This is a genomic window from Frigidibacter sp. SD6-1, assembly GCF_030143255.1.
Lineage (GTDB): Bacteria > Pseudomonadota > Alphaproteobacteria > Rhodobacterales > Rhodobacteraceae > TMP-24.
Window position 1 is genome coordinate 96,174 of the sequence record NZ_JARJNR010000001.1, and the last position, 17,222, is coordinate 113,395.

The 17,222-nt window shown below is 64.9% G+C and carries 15 protein-coding genes; 1 reads left to right on the forward strand and 14 read right to left on the reverse strand.

Annotated features, from left to right (window positions below):
• The first annotated feature begins 201 nt into the window (after positions 1–201).
• The gene (locus P0645_RS00485; RefSeq protein WP_284163353.1) at positions 202–1,113 is read left to right on the forward strand and encodes a pirin family protein; all 912 of its coding nucleotides are present in this window, start codon (positions 202–204) and stop codon (positions 1,111–1,113) included.
• A 61-nt stretch (positions 1,114–1,174) separates the two neighbouring features.
• On the opposite strand, the gene lpdA is transcribed toward P0645_RS00485, so the two are convergent.
• The 14 genes from lpdA to P0645_RS00555 form a co-directional block, all read right to left on the reverse strand.
• Positions 1,175–2,563: a dihydrolipoyl dehydrogenase gene (gene lpdA, locus P0645_RS00490; protein WP_284162581.1), complete on the reverse strand. Its 1,389-nt coding sequence runs from the start codon at positions 2,561–2,563 to the stop codon at positions 1,175–1,177.
• Positions 2,564–2,648: 85 nt separating this feature from the next.
• Positions 2,649–2,924, reverse strand: coding sequence for an MAPEG family protein (locus tag P0645_RS00495; protein WP_284162582.1), 276 nt, complete (start codon positions 2,922–2,924; stop codon positions 2,649–2,651).
• Between the two features lie 683 nt (positions 2,925–3,607).
• The gene (gene odhB / locus P0645_RS00500) at positions 3,608–4,870 is read right to left on the reverse strand and encodes a 2-oxoglutarate dehydrogenase complex dihydrolipoyllysine-residue succinyltransferase (protein ID WP_284162583.1); all 1,263 of its coding nucleotides are present in this window, start codon (positions 4,868–4,870) and stop codon (positions 3,608–3,610) included.
• Positions 4,871–4,919: 49 nt separating this feature from the next.
• The gene (locus tag P0645_RS00505) at positions 4,920–7,868 is read right to left on the reverse strand and encodes a 2-oxoglutarate dehydrogenase E1 component (protein ID WP_284162584.1); all 2,949 of its coding nucleotides are present in this window, start codon (positions 7,866–7,868) and stop codon (positions 4,920–4,922) included.
• A 4-nt stretch (positions 7,869–7,872) separates the two neighbouring features.
• On the reverse strand, positions 7,873–8,373 hold the full coding sequence (locus P0645_RS00510) for a DUF805 domain-containing protein (protein ID WP_284162585.1): 501 nt from the start codon (positions 8,371–8,373) through the stop codon (positions 7,873–7,875).
• 33 nt (positions 8,374–8,406) lie between these two features.
• The gene (sucD, locus tag P0645_RS00515) at positions 8,407–9,288 is read right to left on the reverse strand and encodes a succinate--CoA ligase subunit alpha (RefSeq protein WP_284162586.1); all 882 of its coding nucleotides are present in this window, start codon (positions 9,286–9,288) and stop codon (positions 8,407–8,409) included.
• Between the two features lie 12 nt (positions 9,289–9,300).
• Positions 9,301–9,747 carry a hypothetical protein gene (locus P0645_RS00520; RefSeq protein ID WP_284162587.1) on the reverse strand — a complete coding sequence of 149 codons (447 nt, stop codon included), beginning with the start codon at positions 9,745–9,747 and terminating at the stop codon, positions 9,301–9,303.
• 77 nt (positions 9,748–9,824) lie between these two features.
• A complete protein-coding gene (locus P0645_RS00525; RefSeq protein WP_284162588.1) occupies positions 9,825–10,202 on the reverse strand; it encodes a hypothetical protein in 378 nt (125 codons plus the stop codon).
• 250 nt (positions 10,203–10,452) lie between these two features.
• Complete coding sequence (locus P0645_RS00530) at positions 10,453–11,046, reverse strand: hypothetical protein (RefSeq protein WP_284162589.1); 594 nt, start codon at positions 11,044–11,046, stop codon at positions 10,453–10,455.
• Positions 11,047–11,119: 73 nt separating this feature from the next.
• The gene (gene sucC, locus P0645_RS00535; protein ID WP_284162590.1) at positions 11,120–12,313 is read right to left on the reverse strand and encodes an ADP-forming succinate--CoA ligase subunit beta; all 1,194 of its coding nucleotides are present in this window, start codon (positions 12,311–12,313) and stop codon (positions 11,120–11,122) included.
• A 170-nt stretch (positions 12,314–12,483) separates the two neighbouring features.
• Entirely contained in the window at positions 12,484–13,713 is a 1,230-nt protein-coding gene (locus P0645_RS00540; protein ID WP_284162591.1) for a hypothetical protein, read from the reverse strand.
• A 155-nt stretch (positions 13,714–13,868) separates the two neighbouring features.
• Positions 13,869–15,113, reverse strand: coding sequence for a peptidase T (gene pepT, locus P0645_RS00545; protein WP_284162592.1), 1,245 nt, complete (start codon positions 15,111–15,113; stop codon positions 13,869–13,871).
• 65 nt (positions 15,114–15,178) lie between these two features.
• Positions 15,179–15,847: a class I SAM-dependent methyltransferase gene (locus tag P0645_RS00550; protein WP_284162593.1), complete on the reverse strand. Its 669-nt coding sequence runs from the start codon at positions 15,845–15,847 to the stop codon at positions 15,179–15,181.
• A gap of 49 nt (positions 15,848–15,896) precedes the next feature.
• Positions 15,897–17,147, reverse strand: a complete 1,251-nt coding sequence (locus P0645_RS00555) for a hypothetical protein (RefSeq protein ID WP_284162594.1) — start codon at positions 17,145–17,147, stop codon at positions 15,897–15,899.
• Positions 17,148–17,222 lie beyond the last annotated feature (75 nt).

Here is a 17,222-nt window from a genome sequence, read left to right on the forward strand (position 1 = left end):
TGCGCGGCTGATGGCCTGAGTCGGGTTGATGGCAGGATAGGAAAAGAACATGCATTTGCACATATTTTTGTGGCGGATGTGCGGTAGGGTCCGCGGGTTGCGACTTGCGTGCGATGGTGAACATATGTCGGGCACCTGTGCGCACTTGTTTCCCGGCCCCGGCGGCGCATATTCCGGGAAACGCAAATGACGGAGGTTTCCATGTCGATCCGGCCCATCCTCGAAACCCGCCGGGCCCAGCCTGCCCGCGAAGGGGCGGGGGTGAACCTGCACCGCGCCTTCGGCTTCCGCGATCCGACGGAACTGGACCCGTTCCTGCTGTTCGACGATTTCCGCAATGACAATCCGCGCGACTACCTGGCCGGATTTCCCTGGCATCCGCATCGTGGGATCGAGACGATCACCTATGTTCTGGCCGGAACGGTCGAGCATGGCGACAGCCTCGGCAACCGCGGCAGGCTGGGTGCGGGCGATGTGCAATGGATGACCGCGGGGTCGGGGATCCTGCATCAGGAGATGCCCAAGGGAAACATCGCCGGGCAGATGCATGGCTTCCAGCTCTGGGCGAACCTGCCGTCGGGGCTGAAGATGACCGCCCCGCGCTATCAGGATGTGAAGTCGGCCGACATTCCGGAGATCGTGGATGACGACGGGACGCGGGTGAAGGTGATCGTCGGGTCGTTCTGGGGCCGGACCGGGCCGGTCGACGGCATTGCGGCCGATCCGCAATATCTCGACATCTTCGTGCCGCCGGGCGTGAGGAAGAGCTTCAAGGTAGACACTTACCGCCGCGCCTTTGCCTATGTCTTTCAGGGCGCAGGCCGGTTCGCCGATGCGTCACGGCCCGAGGGCGTGCTTCTGGAAAAGGACGTGATGGGCGAGGAGGTCAATATCCGCGACCTCTCGGGCAACCGCACGCTGATCCGCTTCGGCACCGGCGACGAGGTGACGGTGCAGGCGGGCGAAGAGGGGGTGCGGTTCCTGCTGATCTCGGGCGCACCACTGGAGGAGCCGGTCGCCTGGCACGGGCCGATCGTGATGAACACGCAAGACGAGTTGCGCCAGGCGATGGCTGATTTGAGGAACGGCACGTTCATTCGTCCCGGTCACTGAAGGGCAGGGCGGCCGGGGCGGAAAATCCTTCGCGAAGGATTTTCCGCGGGACCGTTGCGCCTCAGGCGTGAATCGCCCCGTCGCCGCAGGCGAGTGCCGCCTCGCGCACCGCTTCCGAGAAGGTCGGGTGGGCGTGGCAGGTGAGCGCCACGTCCTGCGCGCTGGCGCCGAATTCCATCGCGACGCAGATCTCGTGGATCAGTTCGCCCGCCGCTGGCCCGATGATATGGGCACCCAGCACCCGGTCGGTCTCGGCGTCGGCCAGAAGCTTCACGAATCCTTCGCCCTGGAACACCGCCTTGGCGCGGGCGTTGCCCATGTAGGGGAACTTGCCGACCTTGTAGGCGCGGCCTTCCTCCTTCAGCTGTTCCTCGGTCTTGCCGACGTTCGCCACTTCGGGTGCGGTGTAGATGACGCCGGGGATGACGGCATAATTCACATGACCCGCCTTTCCGGCCAGCACCTCGGCGACCGCCATCCCCTCGTCCTCGGCCTTGTGGGCGAGCATCGGGCCCTGGATCGCGTCGCCGATCGCGTAAAGGCCCGCGACATTCGTGGCGAAATGGCTGTCGGTCACGATCTGGCCGCGGGGCGTCATCTCGACCCCGAGCGCGTCCAGCCCCAGGCCCTTGGTGAAGGGCTTGCGGCCGGTGGCGACGAGCACGCAATCGGCCTCGACCGCGTCTTCCTTGTCGTTCTTCCTGAGCTTGTAGCGCACGGTGGCCATGCCCTTCTTGACCTCGGCCCCCTGAACGGCGGCGCCGAGGACGAATTTCAGGCCCTGTTTCTTCAGGATGCGTTCGAAGGTCTTGGCGACCTCGGCGTCCATGCCGGGGGTGATCGCGTCGAGATATTCGATGACGGTCACCTCGGCGCCGAGGCGGGCGTAGACCGAGCCCATTTCAAGGCCGATGACGCCAGCGCCGATGACGGCGAGCTTCTGGGGGATCGCGGAGAGCGCGAGGGCGCCGGTGGAAGTGACGATCACCTTCTCGTCGACCTCGACGCCGGGGAGGCTCGTGGGCTCGGACCCGGTGGCGATGACGATGTGCTTGGCCTCGTGCACCTCTTCCCCGACCTTGACCTGGCCGGGGGCGGGGATCGAGCCCCAGCCCTTCAGCCAGGTGATCTTGTTCTTCTTGAACAGGAACTCGATGCCCTTGGTGTTGGTTCCGACTACATCGGCCTTGTAGGCCTGCATCTGAGCCCAGTCGACGGTGGGCGGCGCGCCGACGAGGCCCATCTTGGCGAAATTCGCCTCGGCCTCGTGGAGCGAGTGCGTGGCGTGGAGGAGCGCCTTCGAGGGGATGCAGCCGACGTTCAGGCAGGTGCCGCCCAGGGTTTCGCGCCCCTCGACCACGGCGGTGGTGAGGCCAAGCTGCGCGCAGCGGATGGCCGCGACATAGCCGCCGGGGCCGGCGCCGATGATGATGACGTCATAAGTTGCCATGGGTCGGGTCCTTTTGTCTGGTGGAGGCCGGGGGGCTGTCTGCCCCCCGGAGCCCCCCGAAGGTATTTGAGCCAAGATGAAGGCATCAGATCAAGGATGCGATGATCATCGTGAGGGTTGCGGCGAGGCCCGCGCCCCAAAGGACCGAGCGCCAGGGGCGCCAGCCCAGGGCGTAGGCGGGGACATAGAGGATACGGGCGGCGAGGTAGGTCCAGGCGGCATATTGGGTGGTGGGGCTGGACTGGTTGCCGAGGATGACGACCAGGGTGGCGATGGTGAAGAGGATGAGCCCCTCGAAATGGTTGTTCATCGCGCGCTGCAGGCGGCCCGCGAGGGCGAGGGCGGTGAGTTCGGGGGTCATGATGAGGCCTCCGGCGGAGCGCTTCCCCTCCCCCTTGTGGGGAGGGGAGAGGGGAGGGGGGTGTTGCGCTGGGTATCGGTTCGGCTCATGCGGCGGCTCTCCCCACCCCCGGCCCCTCCCCACAAGGGGGAGGGGAGGCGCGGGGGGGCGGGCAGGGTGATGGGGGCGGAAGTGGCGTCCAGGAGGGCGCGCTCCAAGCGGGTATCGCTGCGCCAGAGGGTTTGTTCGAGGGTGGAGAGGAAACTCATGGGTCACGTTACCTGAAGCTGCTCAAGTCGCTTCGCATAGCGGCTTTTAGCTTATCTGTAGCTTCAACTCTGCCAGGACTGCCTGGCTCGGTCGCCGCCCACCTACTGAGTAAGGGCAGCATCACCTGGAGCGCAACAAATTGGCAACGCAACAGCCAATGTCCAACATCGAGCGAATTCTCATGGGATATGCCATCTCGCTCTTGCCTCACCCAAGCTTCGGCAAGTCCTATATATGCCTCCTTTCGCTCGTCGTAAGTACGCCGAAGGGCAGACGTTCGGTTAGCCAGAACGTATTGGATCAGTACCGTGACGACTGACCCAAACCCAAATGCAGTCAGGATCGCCAAAAGGTCCAAAGCATTGCCCTCCAACCGCGCCCTCCTCGTGACTCCATCAGCATCGTAGGATGGGCAATATTGCCCATCCTACGGGTCACAAATCCATCAGCAACCGTCTCGGATCCTCCAGCGCCTCTTTCACGCGCACGAGGAACGTCACCGCGCCCTTGCCGTCCACGATCCGGTGGTCGTAGCTCAGCGCCAGATACATCATCGGGCGGATCACGATCTGGCCGTTCACCACGACCGGGCGGTCCTGGATCTTGTGCATGCCGAGGATGCCCGATTGCGGCGGGTTGAGGATCGGCGAGGACATGAGCGAGCCATAGACGCCGCCGTTCGAGATGGTGAAGGAGCCGCCCTGCATCTCGGCCATCGACAGTTTGCCGTCGCGGGCGCGGAGCCCTAGTTCGGCGATCTTCTTCTCGATGGCGGCGAAGCTCATCTGGTCGGCGTCGCGGACGACGGGGACGACGAGGCCGGACGGCGTGCCGACCGCGACGCCCATATGGACGTAGTTCTTGTAGACCACGTCGCCGCCGTCGATCTCGGCATTGACCTCGGGCACTTCCTTCAGCGCGTGGCAGCAGGCCTTCACGAAGAAGGACATGAAGCCCAGTTTCACGCCGTGCTTCTTCTCGAACGCGTCCTTGTATTCGTTGCGCAGGCCCATGATGCCCGACATGTCGACCTCGTTGTAGGTCGTGAGCATGGCGGCGGTGTTCTGGGCGTCCTTGAGGCGGCGGGCGATGGTGGCGCGCAGGCGCGTCATCTTCACCCGTTCCTCGCGGGCCGCATCCTCGGCCGGGACCGGGGCGCGGGGGGCGGCGGCCGGGGCGGGGACAGCGGAGGCGACGGCCGGCTGGGCGGCCGCCTGGCCCGCGACGGCGCGGGCCACGTCTTCCTTCATCACGCGGCCGTCGCGGCCCGAGGGCTGGACCTGGTCGCGGGAAAGGCCCGCCTCCTCCATCGCCTTCTTGGCGGCGGGGGCATCTTCGACATCCTTGCGCGGCTTGGTATCTTCGGGGCCCGCACCGGGAGAGCCGACGTCGGCTGCGGCCTCGATCTTGGGATCTTCGGCCTTCGGCGCAGCCGATTCTGCCTTGGGGGCGGCGGCGCTGGCGCCTTCGCTGATGATGGCGAGGCGGGCCTTGGGGTCGACCGTCGCGCCTTCGGGGGCGAGGATTTCGGCCAGTATGCCTGCGACGGGCGAGGGGACCTCGACCGAGACCTTGTCGGTTTCCAGTTCGCACAGCATCTCGTCGACCTTGACCTGATCGCCGACCTTCTTGAACCAGGTCGAGACGGTGGCCTCGGTCACGCTTTCGCCGAGGGAGGGGACCATAACATCAGTCATTTCACTTAGCTCCTGAGAGGTTCGGGGGTGAGGCGCAGGTTGGGGGCCGTCAGCCCAGAGCCTCTTTGACGAGGGTTTCCTGTTCATACTTGTGGCGCGAGGCGAGGCCGGTGGCCGGAGAGGCCGAGGCGACACGGCCCGCATAGCGCGCGCGTTTGTGCGTGGCGCCGATGTCGGTGAGAATCTCCTCGAGCGCCGGGTCCATGTGGAACCAGGCGCCCTGGTTCTTCGGTTCTTCCTGGCACCAGACGATCTCGGCCCCGAGGAAGCGCGACAGTTCGGTCCGAAGCGACTTGCCCGGCACCGGATAAAGCTGTTCGACCCGCAGAAGGTAGGTATCGTCCTGCCCGCGCGCGTCGCGTTCGGCCAGAAGGTCGTAATAGACCTTGCCCGAGCAAAGGACCACGCGCTTGATCTTGGCGTCGGGTTTCAGCTTCAGCTCCGAATGGCCCTTCTGGGCATCGTCCCAGAGGCAGCGGTGGAAGTAGGAACCGTCGGTGAAATCCTCGGCGTCCGAGATGGCCATCGGGTGACGCAGCAGCGATTTCGGCGTCATCAGGATCAGCGGCTTGCGGTAGTCGCGGTGCATCTGGCGACGCAGGATGTGGAAATAGTTCGACGGTGTGGTGCAGTTGGCGACGATCCAGTTGTCATGGGCCGACAGCTGCAGGAACCGTTCCAGACGCGCCGAGGAATGTTCCGGCCCCTGGCCCTCGAACCCGTGCGGCAGCAGGCAGACGAGGCCCGACATGCGCAGCCATTTACTCTCGCCCGAGTTGATGAACTGGTCGAACATGATCTGCGCGCCGTTGGCGAAATCGCCGAACTGCGCTTCCCACAGCGTCAGCGCGTTGGGCTCCGACAGCGAATAGCCATATTCGAAGCCAAGGACCGCATATTCCGAGAGCATCGAATCGATGACCTCATAACGGGACTGGCCGGCGCGGATATGGTTCAGGGGGTAGTGCCGTTCCTCTGTCGTCTGGTCGACCCAGCCGGAATGGCGCTGCGAGAAGGTGCCGCGCGTGCAGTCCTGCCCCGAGAGGCGGACCGGGAAGCTTTCGGTCAAAAGCGAACCGAAAGCCAGCGCCTCGGCCGTGGCCCAGTCGAAACCCTTGCCTGTTTCGAACATCCTGGCCTTGGCTTCCAGCTGGCGGGCGACGGTCTTGTGCAGGTCGAAGCCTTCGGGCACGCGGGTCAGGGCCGCGCCGATTTCCTTGAAGGTCTCGGCCTTGATCCAGGTCTCGCCGCGCTGGTAATTCTCCAGGTCCTTGGCCTTCATCCGGCCCCAGCGGCCATCCAGCCAGTCGGCCTTGTTGGGCTTGTATTCGCGACCGACCTCGAATTCCTCGTTCAGACGGGCCTGGAAGGCGGCCTTCATATCCTCGATCTCGCCTTCCGGGATCAGCCCATCTGCGACGAGACGATCGGTATAAAGTTGCAGCGTCGTCTTCTGCTTGCGGATGCGGGCATACATCGCCGGGTTGGTGAACATCGGCTCGTCGCCTTCGTTGTGACCGAAGCGGCGGTAGCAGAAGATGTCGATCACCACGTCCTTGTGGAACTTCTGGCGGAATTCGGTCGCGACCTTGGCGGCATGGACCACGGCCTCCGGGTCGTCGCCGTTCACATGGAAGATCGGCGCCTCGACCATCAGCGCGATGTCGGTCGGATAGGGCGAGGTGCGGCTGAATGCTGGCGCGGTGGTAAAGCCGATCTGGTTGTTGACGATGATATGGAGGCACCCCCCCGTGCGGTGGCCCTTGATGCCCGAAAGCTGCAGGCATTCGGCCACGACGCCCTGACCGGCAAAGGCTGCATCGCCGTGCAAGAGCACGGGCAGCACCGCCATCCGGTCGGCGGTGTCGCCATACTGGTCCTGCTTGGCGCGGACCTTGCCGAGGACGACGGGGTTCACCGCCTCGAGGTGGCTGGGGTTGGCGGTCAGCGACAAGTGAACGGTATTGTCGTCGAACGTCCGGTCAGAGGAAGCGCCGAGGTGGTATTTCACATCGCCCGAGCCATCCACGCTGTCGGGTTTGAAGCTGCCGCCCTGGAATTCGTTGAAGATCGCCCGGTAGGGCTTCTGCATGACGTTGGCGAGGATGTTGAGCCGCCCGCGGTGCGGCATGCCGATGACGATTTCCTTCACGCCATGGGCGCCGCCGACCTTGATCATGGCTTCCATCGCGGGGATCAGCGCCTCGCCCCCGTCAAGGCCGAAGCGCTTGGTGCCGGTGTATTTCACATGCAGGAACTTCTCGAACCCTTCGGCCTCCACGAGCTTGTTGAGGATCGCGCGGCGCCCTTCGCGGGTGAAGCTGATCTCCTTGCCATAGCCTTCGATCCGCTCCTTCAGCCAGCCCGCCTGCTCGGGGTCGGAGATATGCATGTATTGCAGCGCGAAGGTGCCGCAATAGGTGCGCCGCACGATGTCGATGATCTCGCGCATCGAGGCATGTTCGAGGCCCAGCACCATATCGATGAAGATCGGCCGGTCCATGTCGGCTTCGGTGAAGCCGTAGGAGGCGGGGTCAAGTTCGGGCATGTAGGGCTTTTCGGCGAGCCCGAGCGGGTCGAGGTCGGCGGCGAGATGGCCGCGGATCCGGTAGGCGCGGATCAGCATGAGCGCCCGCAGGCTGTCGGTCACGGCGCGCTTGAGATCGCCGTCACTGACCTTGGCGCCAACCTCCGCCGCCTTGGCGCGGATCTTCTCGCCCACCGCTTTCGCATCGGCGGGCCATTCGCCGGTCATGGCGGCGGTCAGGTCGTCGGTCGGGCTGGGCGGCCAGTCGGCGCGGGTCCAGGAAGCGCCCTGCGCCTCTTTCTTCACATCCACTTCCCGGTCACCCAGCGACCGGAAGAAGGCGGCCCATGTCGGGTCCACCGCCTGCGGATCAGCGGCGAAACGGGCATACATCTGTTCGACATACTCCGCATTCGCGCCCTGCAGGAAGGAGGAGGCGTGGAACTGGTCGTTCTGGGGATGGTCGGTCATGGGTTTAGACCTTCTCAGATTTCGGTTCATGGATATGATTTGAAGGCGCGATGAGTACGATCAGCAAGATCAGCGCCGACACCAGAAAGGCGATCGGGCAGACGAAGACGACGAAGAAGCCGGCTATCGGCTTGACCAACTCTGGAAGCCCGAAGGGCGGCGGGTTGGCGGCCGGGCCGCCTGAGATCACAAAGAAACCGGCCGAAAGCAGCAGTGCGAGGGGCGGCAGCCAAAAGAAGAGAACCGACGCTCCAGCGTCTTTGACGCGTCGGATCATGGCGGCAGCAAGCGGCAGGGCAAGCAAGGCCAATGGCCAAAATGCAAGATTGTCGGTTTGGCGCGCCGTTGGATCTGTGGCAAATGTCGTCTGGCCTGTGGTGATGTAAAGGATCAGGCAGGCAGTGATCGCCAGCGACGCGAACCACCAGAATTCCGACCGCGAGGTGCGGCCGGAGAACCGGAAGCTCTTCCGAAGACAGGTGATGATGGCCTCGAATGGTCCCATCTTGCACTCTCGTGCGGCTTGGCCGCGAAACAGTTACCCGATTGCTTTAAGCACCGCCTCGCCCAGATGGGCTGGGCTGTCGGCCACCACGATCCCGGCGCTCTTCATCGCCTCGATCTTGCTCTCCGCATCGCCCTTGCCGCCCGCGACGATGGCGCCGGCATGGCCCATGCGGCGGCCTTTCGGCGCGGTGCGGCCGGCGATGAAGCCCGCGGTCGGCTTCCAGCGGCCGCGCTTCTTCTCATCGGCAAGGAACTGGGCGGCCTCTTCCTCGGCCGAACCGCCGATCTCGCCGATCATGATGATCGACTGGGTCTCGGGGTCGGCGAGGAACATCTCCAGGACGTCGATATGTTCGGTGCCCTTGATCGGGTCGCCGCCGATGCCCACGGCCGAGGACTGGCCGAGTCCGAGATCGGTCGTCTGCTTGACCGCCTCGTAGGTCAGCGTGCCGGAACGCGAGACGACGCCGACCGAGCCCTTCTGGTGGATATGGCCGGGCATGATGCCGATCTTGCATTCGCCGGGCGTGATGACGCCCGGGCAGTTCGGGCCGATGAGGCGAGACTTCGAATTGATCAGCGCGCGCTTCACCTTCATCATGTCGAGGACCGGAATCCCTTCGGTGATGCAGACGATGAGTTCCATCTCGGCATCGATCGCCTCGAGGAGCGAGTCGGCCGCGAAGGGCGGCGGGACGTAGATGACCGAGGCATTGGCGCTTGTCGCGGCCTTGGCCTCATGGACCGAGTCGAAGACCGGCAGGCCGAGGTGATCGCTGCCGCCCTTGCCGGGGGTCACACCGCCGACCATCTGGGTGCCATAGGCGATGGCCTGTTCGGTGTGGAAGGTGCCTTGCGAGCCGGTCAGCCCCTGGCAGATGACGCGGGTGGATTTGTTGACGAGGACGGACATGTTTCGCTCCTGCTATTGGCTTTGCATGAGGACGCCAGCGCCCCGCATGAAATGAAAGTCACCGACATCCATCGCGCCGATATGAACCTTGACGCCGTTGACGGTCGCTACCCATTCAGCGAGCGCATCGCCATCTGTCGGTTGGACCGGTTTGGCGCCGGGTATTCGCGAGACGATCTCTTTGGCCAGGTTCACCGCCTGTGCTCCGGAGAGCTTGCTCACCGCGATCATGCAACCGGAATGATCATTCGAGGACGTCGTCGTGCCCGCCAGAACACGACGACCGTTCTTGGAATAGAGCCGGAAACGACCCGACGAGAGTTCGAAGCGCCAGCCGCTATCCTTCATGGTCGTATGGGCGGCCTTCGAGTCCGGGAACGCTTGCAAGCAGGTCTCAAACCCGGCTTTGCCCACATCGGAGAGTGTTTCGGCACCGGCCGAGTTCGCATGCGCGGTCAACACCGCAGTCGCACACAGCGCGCGGAAGAAGCGCCGAAGGCCTGACCGGCCCCGTTCCTGTCTTGGTGACGAGCGCGTCATGGAACCACCACATAGGCATGATAGTAGGCGCGCCCTCTTTGTCGGCCCGCGCGTTCGAAAAGGATCGTTGCACCGCCCTTGGCCTTGGAGACAGACGCTCCGGTACGCGGATCAATGCCGACCTCTGCCGGTCCGCCGTGCAGCGCGCCGGTCATGCCGAAGGCGAGAGCGAGCACATTCGCCTCCTCGCGCGAGGCGAAGATCATCGAGCAGGTCCCGCCCTTGCCGGGTTTGACAAGGAAGGAGAGATCGAGTGACTTGTGCACATAGGTATCGGTTGGTGCGGAATAGGTTACCGGCAGCTTCGCGAGCGCCGATTTTGACGCGGCGAAACGCGGTAGCCCCTTCAGGCAAACGCTGTCAAACAGGCTCATCGCGGCATCCATCGACACAAGTCCCGCGCCCGGGGCAACGGCCCCCGGCCGCAGCGGGGCAAGATCAGCCTTGACCGGTCCGATTGGCGCAGAGGGCTGTTGATCCTGCACGCAGCCTGCGAGCGTCAAGGCGGCTGCGAGGGCGATCGATGCGGCGCGGGTCGAAGAGAAGCGGCGGGACCGGGCGCAATCTGTACTGGAGATATCAGCGAACATGATGCGGTCTTTCGGATTGCGGGGCATGTCTTGTTCAGGGAGCCAGAATCAGCAGCATTGAATGGGCGACATATCGGTGCGTCGTCGTACGGCCCGGCAGCGAGCTTTGCAGCAGGATGGCATGGGGCTTTCCGCCGCGACGGTAGACAGCCTTGTGGTTGATCTGGTCGACGGGGGGATAGACGGCTTTCTCTGTGGTGCGGCTGAAGGGCGTCTGCGCCGTGAAGCCCCGGGCCGCGATAGCCCTGGAGACGTCCGCGACAATCTCATCCGACCAGGCGCCCTGAAAACCGATGGCACAGCCGTAACTCTTGTAGCGGCCGGTCCCCGGATCGGGGATGCCGCTGACCACGAACTGCGGTTGACCGGAGCGCTTGATATCGGCGGGTTCGGCGATACCGAAGTCGTATTTTTCGGCCACGCGCGCGATGTCTGCCTTGGTCAGGCTGTCGGCCAGGCAGAGATCCGAGAAGGCGGCAATCGCCTCGTCGATCTGCAGCGACTGGCGGGCAACGGCGCGACCGCTTTCGACCGGTGTGCCGGTCTGGCAGGCTGAAAGCCCGACCGTGGCCGCCATGAGAAGGCCGACAGTGGCAAGGTGGGCCGTCTTGTGGGCGAGGCCAGACATCTGCATTCTCCGTAGGGCGGGGTTCACCCCGCCAGTGGTGAGGTCGCAGGCGGGGTGAACCCCGCCCTACGGGTTATCCTTTGACCGCCTTCACGATCTTCTGCGCCGCGTCGCTGAGGTTGTCCCCGGCGATCACGTTCAGGCCCGATCCGGCGATGATCTCCTTGCCCTTCTCGACGTTGGTGCCCTCAAGCCGGACGACCAGCGGGACTTTCAGGCCGACTTCCTTCACCGCGGCGATGATGCCCTCGGCGATGACGTCGCAGCGCATGATGCCGCCGAAGATGTTGACGAGGATGCCCTTCACATTGGGGTCGGAGGTGATGATCTTGAAGGCCTCTGTCACCTTCTCCTTCGTCGCGCCGCCGCCGACGTCGAGGAAGTTGGCGGGCTCTGCCCCATAGAGCTTGATGATGTCCATCGTGGCCATCGCAAGGCCTGCGCCGTTGACCATGCAGCCGATCTCGCCATCCAGCGCGATGTAGTTGAGGTCGAACTTGGAGGCCGCGAGTTCCTTCGGATCCTCCTCGGTCTCGTCCTTCAAGGCGAGGATGTCGGCATGGCGGTAGAGCGCGTTGCCGTCGAAGCCCATCTTGGCGTCGAGGCATTTCACGGTGCCGTCTTTGGTGACGACGAGCGGGTTGATCTCCAGCATCTCCATGTCCTTCTCGACGAAGAGCTTGTAGAGCGTGCGGATCAGCGCCACGCATTGCTTGACCTGCGCGCCTTCAAGCTTCAGCGCGTAAGCGACGCGGCGGCCGTGGAAGTCCGACAGGCCCGTGGCGGGATCGACCGAGAAGGACAGGATCTTTTCCGGGGTCGAATGGGCGACCTCCTCGATATCCATGCCGCCCTCGGTCGAGCAGACGAAGGAAATGCGGCTGGTCTGGCGGTCAACGAGGAGGGCGAGGTAGAGTTCGCGCGCGATGTCCGAACCATCCTCGATATAGATGCGGTTGACCTGCTTGCCCGAAGGGCCGGTCTGATGCGTCACCAGCGTGCGGCCGAGCATCTTGCGGGCCTCGTTCGCGGCTTCCTCGACCGAACGCGCGATACGCACGCCGCCCTTGTCGCCGGCCTCGGCCTCCTTGAATTTGCCCTTGCCGCGGCCACCGGCGTGGATCTGCGACTTCACCACCCAGATCGGGCCGTCAAGCTCGCCCGCGGCGGTCTTGGCGTCTTCCGCCTTCAGAACCACCCGGCCGTCGGAAACGGGGGCGCCGTAGCTGCGCAGAAGCGCCTTGGCCTGATACTCATGGATGTTCATGAAATTGGTCCCGTGCTGGTCATGCTTTCGCGCGTCATGACATAGCGGCGGGGGCTCACCAAATGATAAATGCGTTTGCGGGCCGGATCGGGGCGAAAAAACGCCTTATGTGATCACACGATAAAAAAGTGTGATCACATAAGGCTGGCGGCGACGCGACGGGCCGGAAATCAGTTCAGATAAAGCGCCATCATCAGGCTGTCGCCGCTCAGCATCCGCTCGAAGCCGGTCCAGCTGTCGCCGCTGACGAGCGGTCCTTTCTCCAGATAGGGCAGGGCATCGGCGCCCTGGATCCAGCCGACCGGATCGAAGGGGCGTGGATCGGTGAAAAGCTTGCCGATATTCACCCCGGCCTCTGGCCCAAGCCGCCAGTAGGGCACGAGCTTCTCACCTTTGAGAAGCGCCTCGGCATCGGCAAGCACGGCAAGCCAGCGCGCGCCCGTGCCTTGCGGCAGCTCGATCCCGAGGGCCGCTTTCTGCCGGTCGTTCGGCAGCCATTCCCGGTCATCGTCGGTTTCCAGCGCCACAGCCTGCCAGAACTGGCGGTTGTCGGCGATCATCGCGAGGAAATGGTCGTGAGCCGCGAGAAGCCTTTCGCGGTCGGGGTCCTGCCGCAAGGCCCAGAAGAGCGGTGCCACGCTGTCAACCGTCGCACCGAAGCCGGTCAGGAAATCGTAACTCTCCGGGTCGGGCGGCGGCAGGGGGCTGAGGCTTTCGAAGGCGGCGTGGCTTTCCAGAACGCGCCGGTAGCCATCGGTCGGGTCGTAGGCGAGGATCACATCGGTGACGCCGCCGAGAAGGTGGGTGTAGGCCCGCAGCCAGTGCGCATCGGCCGCGTCGAACCGCACGGTGGGGATGGGTGCCGCCGGGTCACGCTCCGACCAGCGCCAGCCGAGAAGTTCGGGGCCGAGGATCTCGTAGAGGCTTTCCTCGGGCGCGCGTTTGCCGTCGGCGTTCACGTCGAACCAGAGATCGCCGAGCGAGATTTCCAGTCCGAAATCCGCGCCGGGCGGCAGGCTGTCCAGTGGTTCCCGTGCCGCATCGAGCCCGGTATTGGCGGCTTTCAGAAGATCGGCCATCGCCTCGGGGCGCATCGGCCCGTCGCGGTGCGGCGCTTGAGGCGCGAGGCGGGCAAAGGGGATGACGCCGGAGGCATCGTAGATCCCCTCGCGCAGCTGGGCCTGCAGCGCGACCTCCACGACATGCAGGAACCGGACCCCGGCGAGCGCGAATGTCTCTTCGGGTGTCGGCGCAGCAAGGGCCGCGAGCCGTGCCTCGGTCGCGGCGAGCCCGTTCGCGCCGATTTCCTGTGACAGGGACAGATCGGCAAGGGCAGGGCTGGTGGTTGCAGCGGAAACTGCGAGGGCGGCCCAGAGGGCCACTTGGCGTGCGGGGCGCATGTTGATCTCCTTTTCAGGGCGATAGTCGCGCGGGCGGTCGCTGGGATCAACCGGTCGATAGGTCGGGTATTCCCGACCCGAGGCCCGCCTCCTCGGACATTTCGTGTCTCGTCGGTCGACGAGGAGTGCACGAAGTGCTCGACGAGGCCGCGCTTTCAGCCCGTCCTGCCGGCTGCCCGGGCGACAAGCCCCAGGCAAAGTTGCGTGGCCAGCGCCATGTCCTGCACCGAAATCCATTCGAGCGGGCCGTGTATCTCCTGCATGCCGGTGAAGAGGTTGGGGCAGGGCACGCCCATCTCGGTCAGGCGCGAGCCGTCGGTGCCGCCGCGGATCGGGACGGAAACAGGCTCGATCCCCAGATCGCGGCAGGCGTCGCGGGCAAGATCGACGGGCGTCATGTCCTTCTCCAGCCAATAGCGCATGTTGCGGTACTGGGGCTTGATCTCGACCTCGATCCTCGCGCGCGGTTCGCCCGCCTGCACGGCGGCGCAGACCTGACGGAGAAGCTCGCCCTTCGCGGCGAGGCCTTCACGCTCGAAATCGCGCAGGATGAATTTCAGCACCATCTCGGACGACCCGCCGGTCATGCTGGTGGCATGGATGAAACCCTCGATCCCGTCCGTCACCTCGGGCGTCATCGTCGCCTGCGGCAGGGTCTGGACGATCTTTGCCGCCAGATGGACCGCATTCACCATCTTGCCCTTGGCAAGGCCGGGGTGGATCGAGACACCGGTGATCGTGACGGTCGCGCCGTCGGCCGAGAAGCTTTCATATTCGATCTCGCCAGCCTTGCCGCCGTCGAACGTATAGGCGAAGTCGGCGCCGAGGTCGGCGGGCAGGCGCGCGTCGACGCCCCGGCCGATCTCCTCGTCGGGCGTGAAGGCGATGCGCAGGGTCGGGCGGGGGGCGCCGGGGTTCGCCAGAAGATGGCGCGCGGCGGTCATGATCACCGCGACCCCCGCCTTGTCATCGGCGCCGAGAAGCGTGGTGCCCGAGGCGGTGACAATGTCCTCGCCGACCTTGTCGGCGAGATGGGGCGAGGTCTCGGGCGACAGGACCAGTTCGGGATTGTCGGGGAAGGTGATGGCGCCGCCGTTGTAGCGGCGGATCACACGCGGCTTCACACCGGTCGCGTTGAATTGCGGGGCGGTGTCGACATGGGCGAGAAGGCCGATCGTCGGGCCGGGCAATGTGCCGGGGATGGTGGCGAGCACCGCGCCATAATCGGTGATCCGCACATCCTGCGCACCGATCCCGGTCAGTTCGCGTTCCAGAAGGCGCGCCATGTCGAGCTGGATCGCGGTCGAGGGCGAGGTCGCGCTTTCATCGTCGCTCTGGCTGTCTATCGCGCAATAGCGGGTCAGGCGGTCTTCGAGTTCGGCGTCGAATTGAGTGGTCATCGCAGGCTCCGTTGGTCGGGCGGATGAGGCGTGGTGTGGCCATCGGTGTCAAGACCGCGGCGCCGTCAGCGCGGCAGGGCGCGGAAGAGGACCTGCCCGCGCGGCAACCGGTCAGGCAGGCGGGTCAGGGTGAAACCGGCCGCGCGCGCATGGGCCTCGACGGTCGCCGCGGGCAGATGCCAGGGGGCGCGGTCGGGGTGGGTGACGACCCCGTCAGGCTGGCGGTGGGGGTGCTCGGCGCCGGTCTCGGGCGCGAGAAAGACAGTGAAGAGCAGCCGGTCAAGCGCCGGGAAAGCGGTGCGAATTCGGGCGAGGCCACGGGCCAGCATCCGATCCGGCAGATGGGTGAAGACGGCAAAGGCGATGGCATAGTCGATGGTATCGGGGATGCCCGGGAAGGCGAAATCTCCATCCTCGACAAGCTGGCCAATGGGCAGCCGCTCTTTCGCCTTCAGCTCCGCCTCATGGCCACGTCGCATCAAGGCGCCCGACAGATCGGTGCCCCAGTACTGGCCGGGGTCAAGGAAGGGAACGGCGCGGACCCCGAGCCTGAGGCTGCCGCAGCCGATGTCGAGCAGGCGGTGGCGCGGTTCCAGCCCCTCGCGCCTCAGGATCGCCAGTTGCAGCCGCCCGGTTTCGTCCCACCTTCCGCCGACGATGTCGCGGTGACGGCCCCGCGCCAGCGCGTCGTCATAGAAGCCGGGGGCGTGGTAGGGCGAAATCGATTCGGGCAAGAGTGACCCCGGCGGGCTGGACGGCCGGTCTTAGGCTGACCGTGGCCGCTCACGCAAGGGTTGGCTCGGGCTCGGCGGCCCAATAGGCTTCGATCCCCTTCTCGCCGAAGCGGAAATGGGCACCGGCGTCGATATCGTCGGCGACCGCCTCGGACAGGAACCACAGGGCGACTGCCTCGCCTCCCTGCCAGTAGTCCGGCACGATCGCGTTCATGTGGTTGCGCATCAGGTCGCAGACAAGCATGTGCAGCGCCGCGCGCTTTTCCGGCGTGCCGAAGGAGGTGTTGGCGACCGGATAGATCTCTTGCACGAGCCAGGCGCTATAGGCGGGGCAGTTCTCGGCCCGCTCCACCAGCGCCATGACCCCACGGGCGAAGAGTGCTGTATCGATGTGGCCAAGCAGCAGCGGTTCGCAACGGAGGCTGCCAAGGTAGAACAGGGCGTAGGACGCGGGGCCATAGAGCGAGGCGGCCCGCTGCGCCTCGGCCTCGTGCGCCGCGTGGCTGCCGCACCAGCGCGGCATCAGGAAATTGGCGGCGGAAGAATAGGCAGCCTCATCCCCGGGATCGAGATCGACCCACTTGCGGAAGATCGGCACTACCGCTTGCGCAGCATTGTCCGCGCCGGCCAGCGCCCCGGCGGGAAGAGAGGCGAGCAGCGGGCTGTCGTATTCGGTCGGTTCATAGGCGCTGAGTATCTTCCGCGCGCGATTGAAGCTTTTGTGCATGCCTGCCCACTGCAAGGCGTCAACGTTCCTTGCCCAGTCGGTCCCGCGATAGGCCCAGCCCATTTGCATATGCAGGTGGGCCGCCATCGCCGCGAGCCCGTAGGCCTGCGGGGCGATATGGAGCGCGGCATCGATCTCCTTGATGACTTCCGGATCGTTCCCGGCGAGCTCGCCCAGGCCTTCGAGCGCGACATGGGCAAGTCGGTTGCCGTGTGGCGCATGAGCACGCGTCCGATCCCAGCCTTCGATCATGCGAGCGAGGCCGCGCCAGTCGCTTTGCTCGTAGGCCGTTGTTACCTGCCGCGCGACCTCGGCCATACACTCATCTTGCGCGACCCGATGAACGACCCGGGTGGTGATCCGATGGCTGTAGCGCGGGTCGCTGAGCTTGGGCCGCAGGATGCGTTGCTTGACCGCAGTCCGTGCCTTGACGGCCTTGTAGATTGCAATGGGCAGCATCGGAAGGCCGATGAAGATTATCGCGAAGAGGTAGATGAACGGCTTGAGGACCGCGATTTTCAAAGTCTCGACAAGATCGCGCAAATTGATGCCTCCAAAGATGCCTTTCTTCATTTGCGAACTCTCCATTTGATTGAATTACAGCCGAACTATGGCCGTAATGCGGAAGCAAGGAGAAGCGCGACTCCG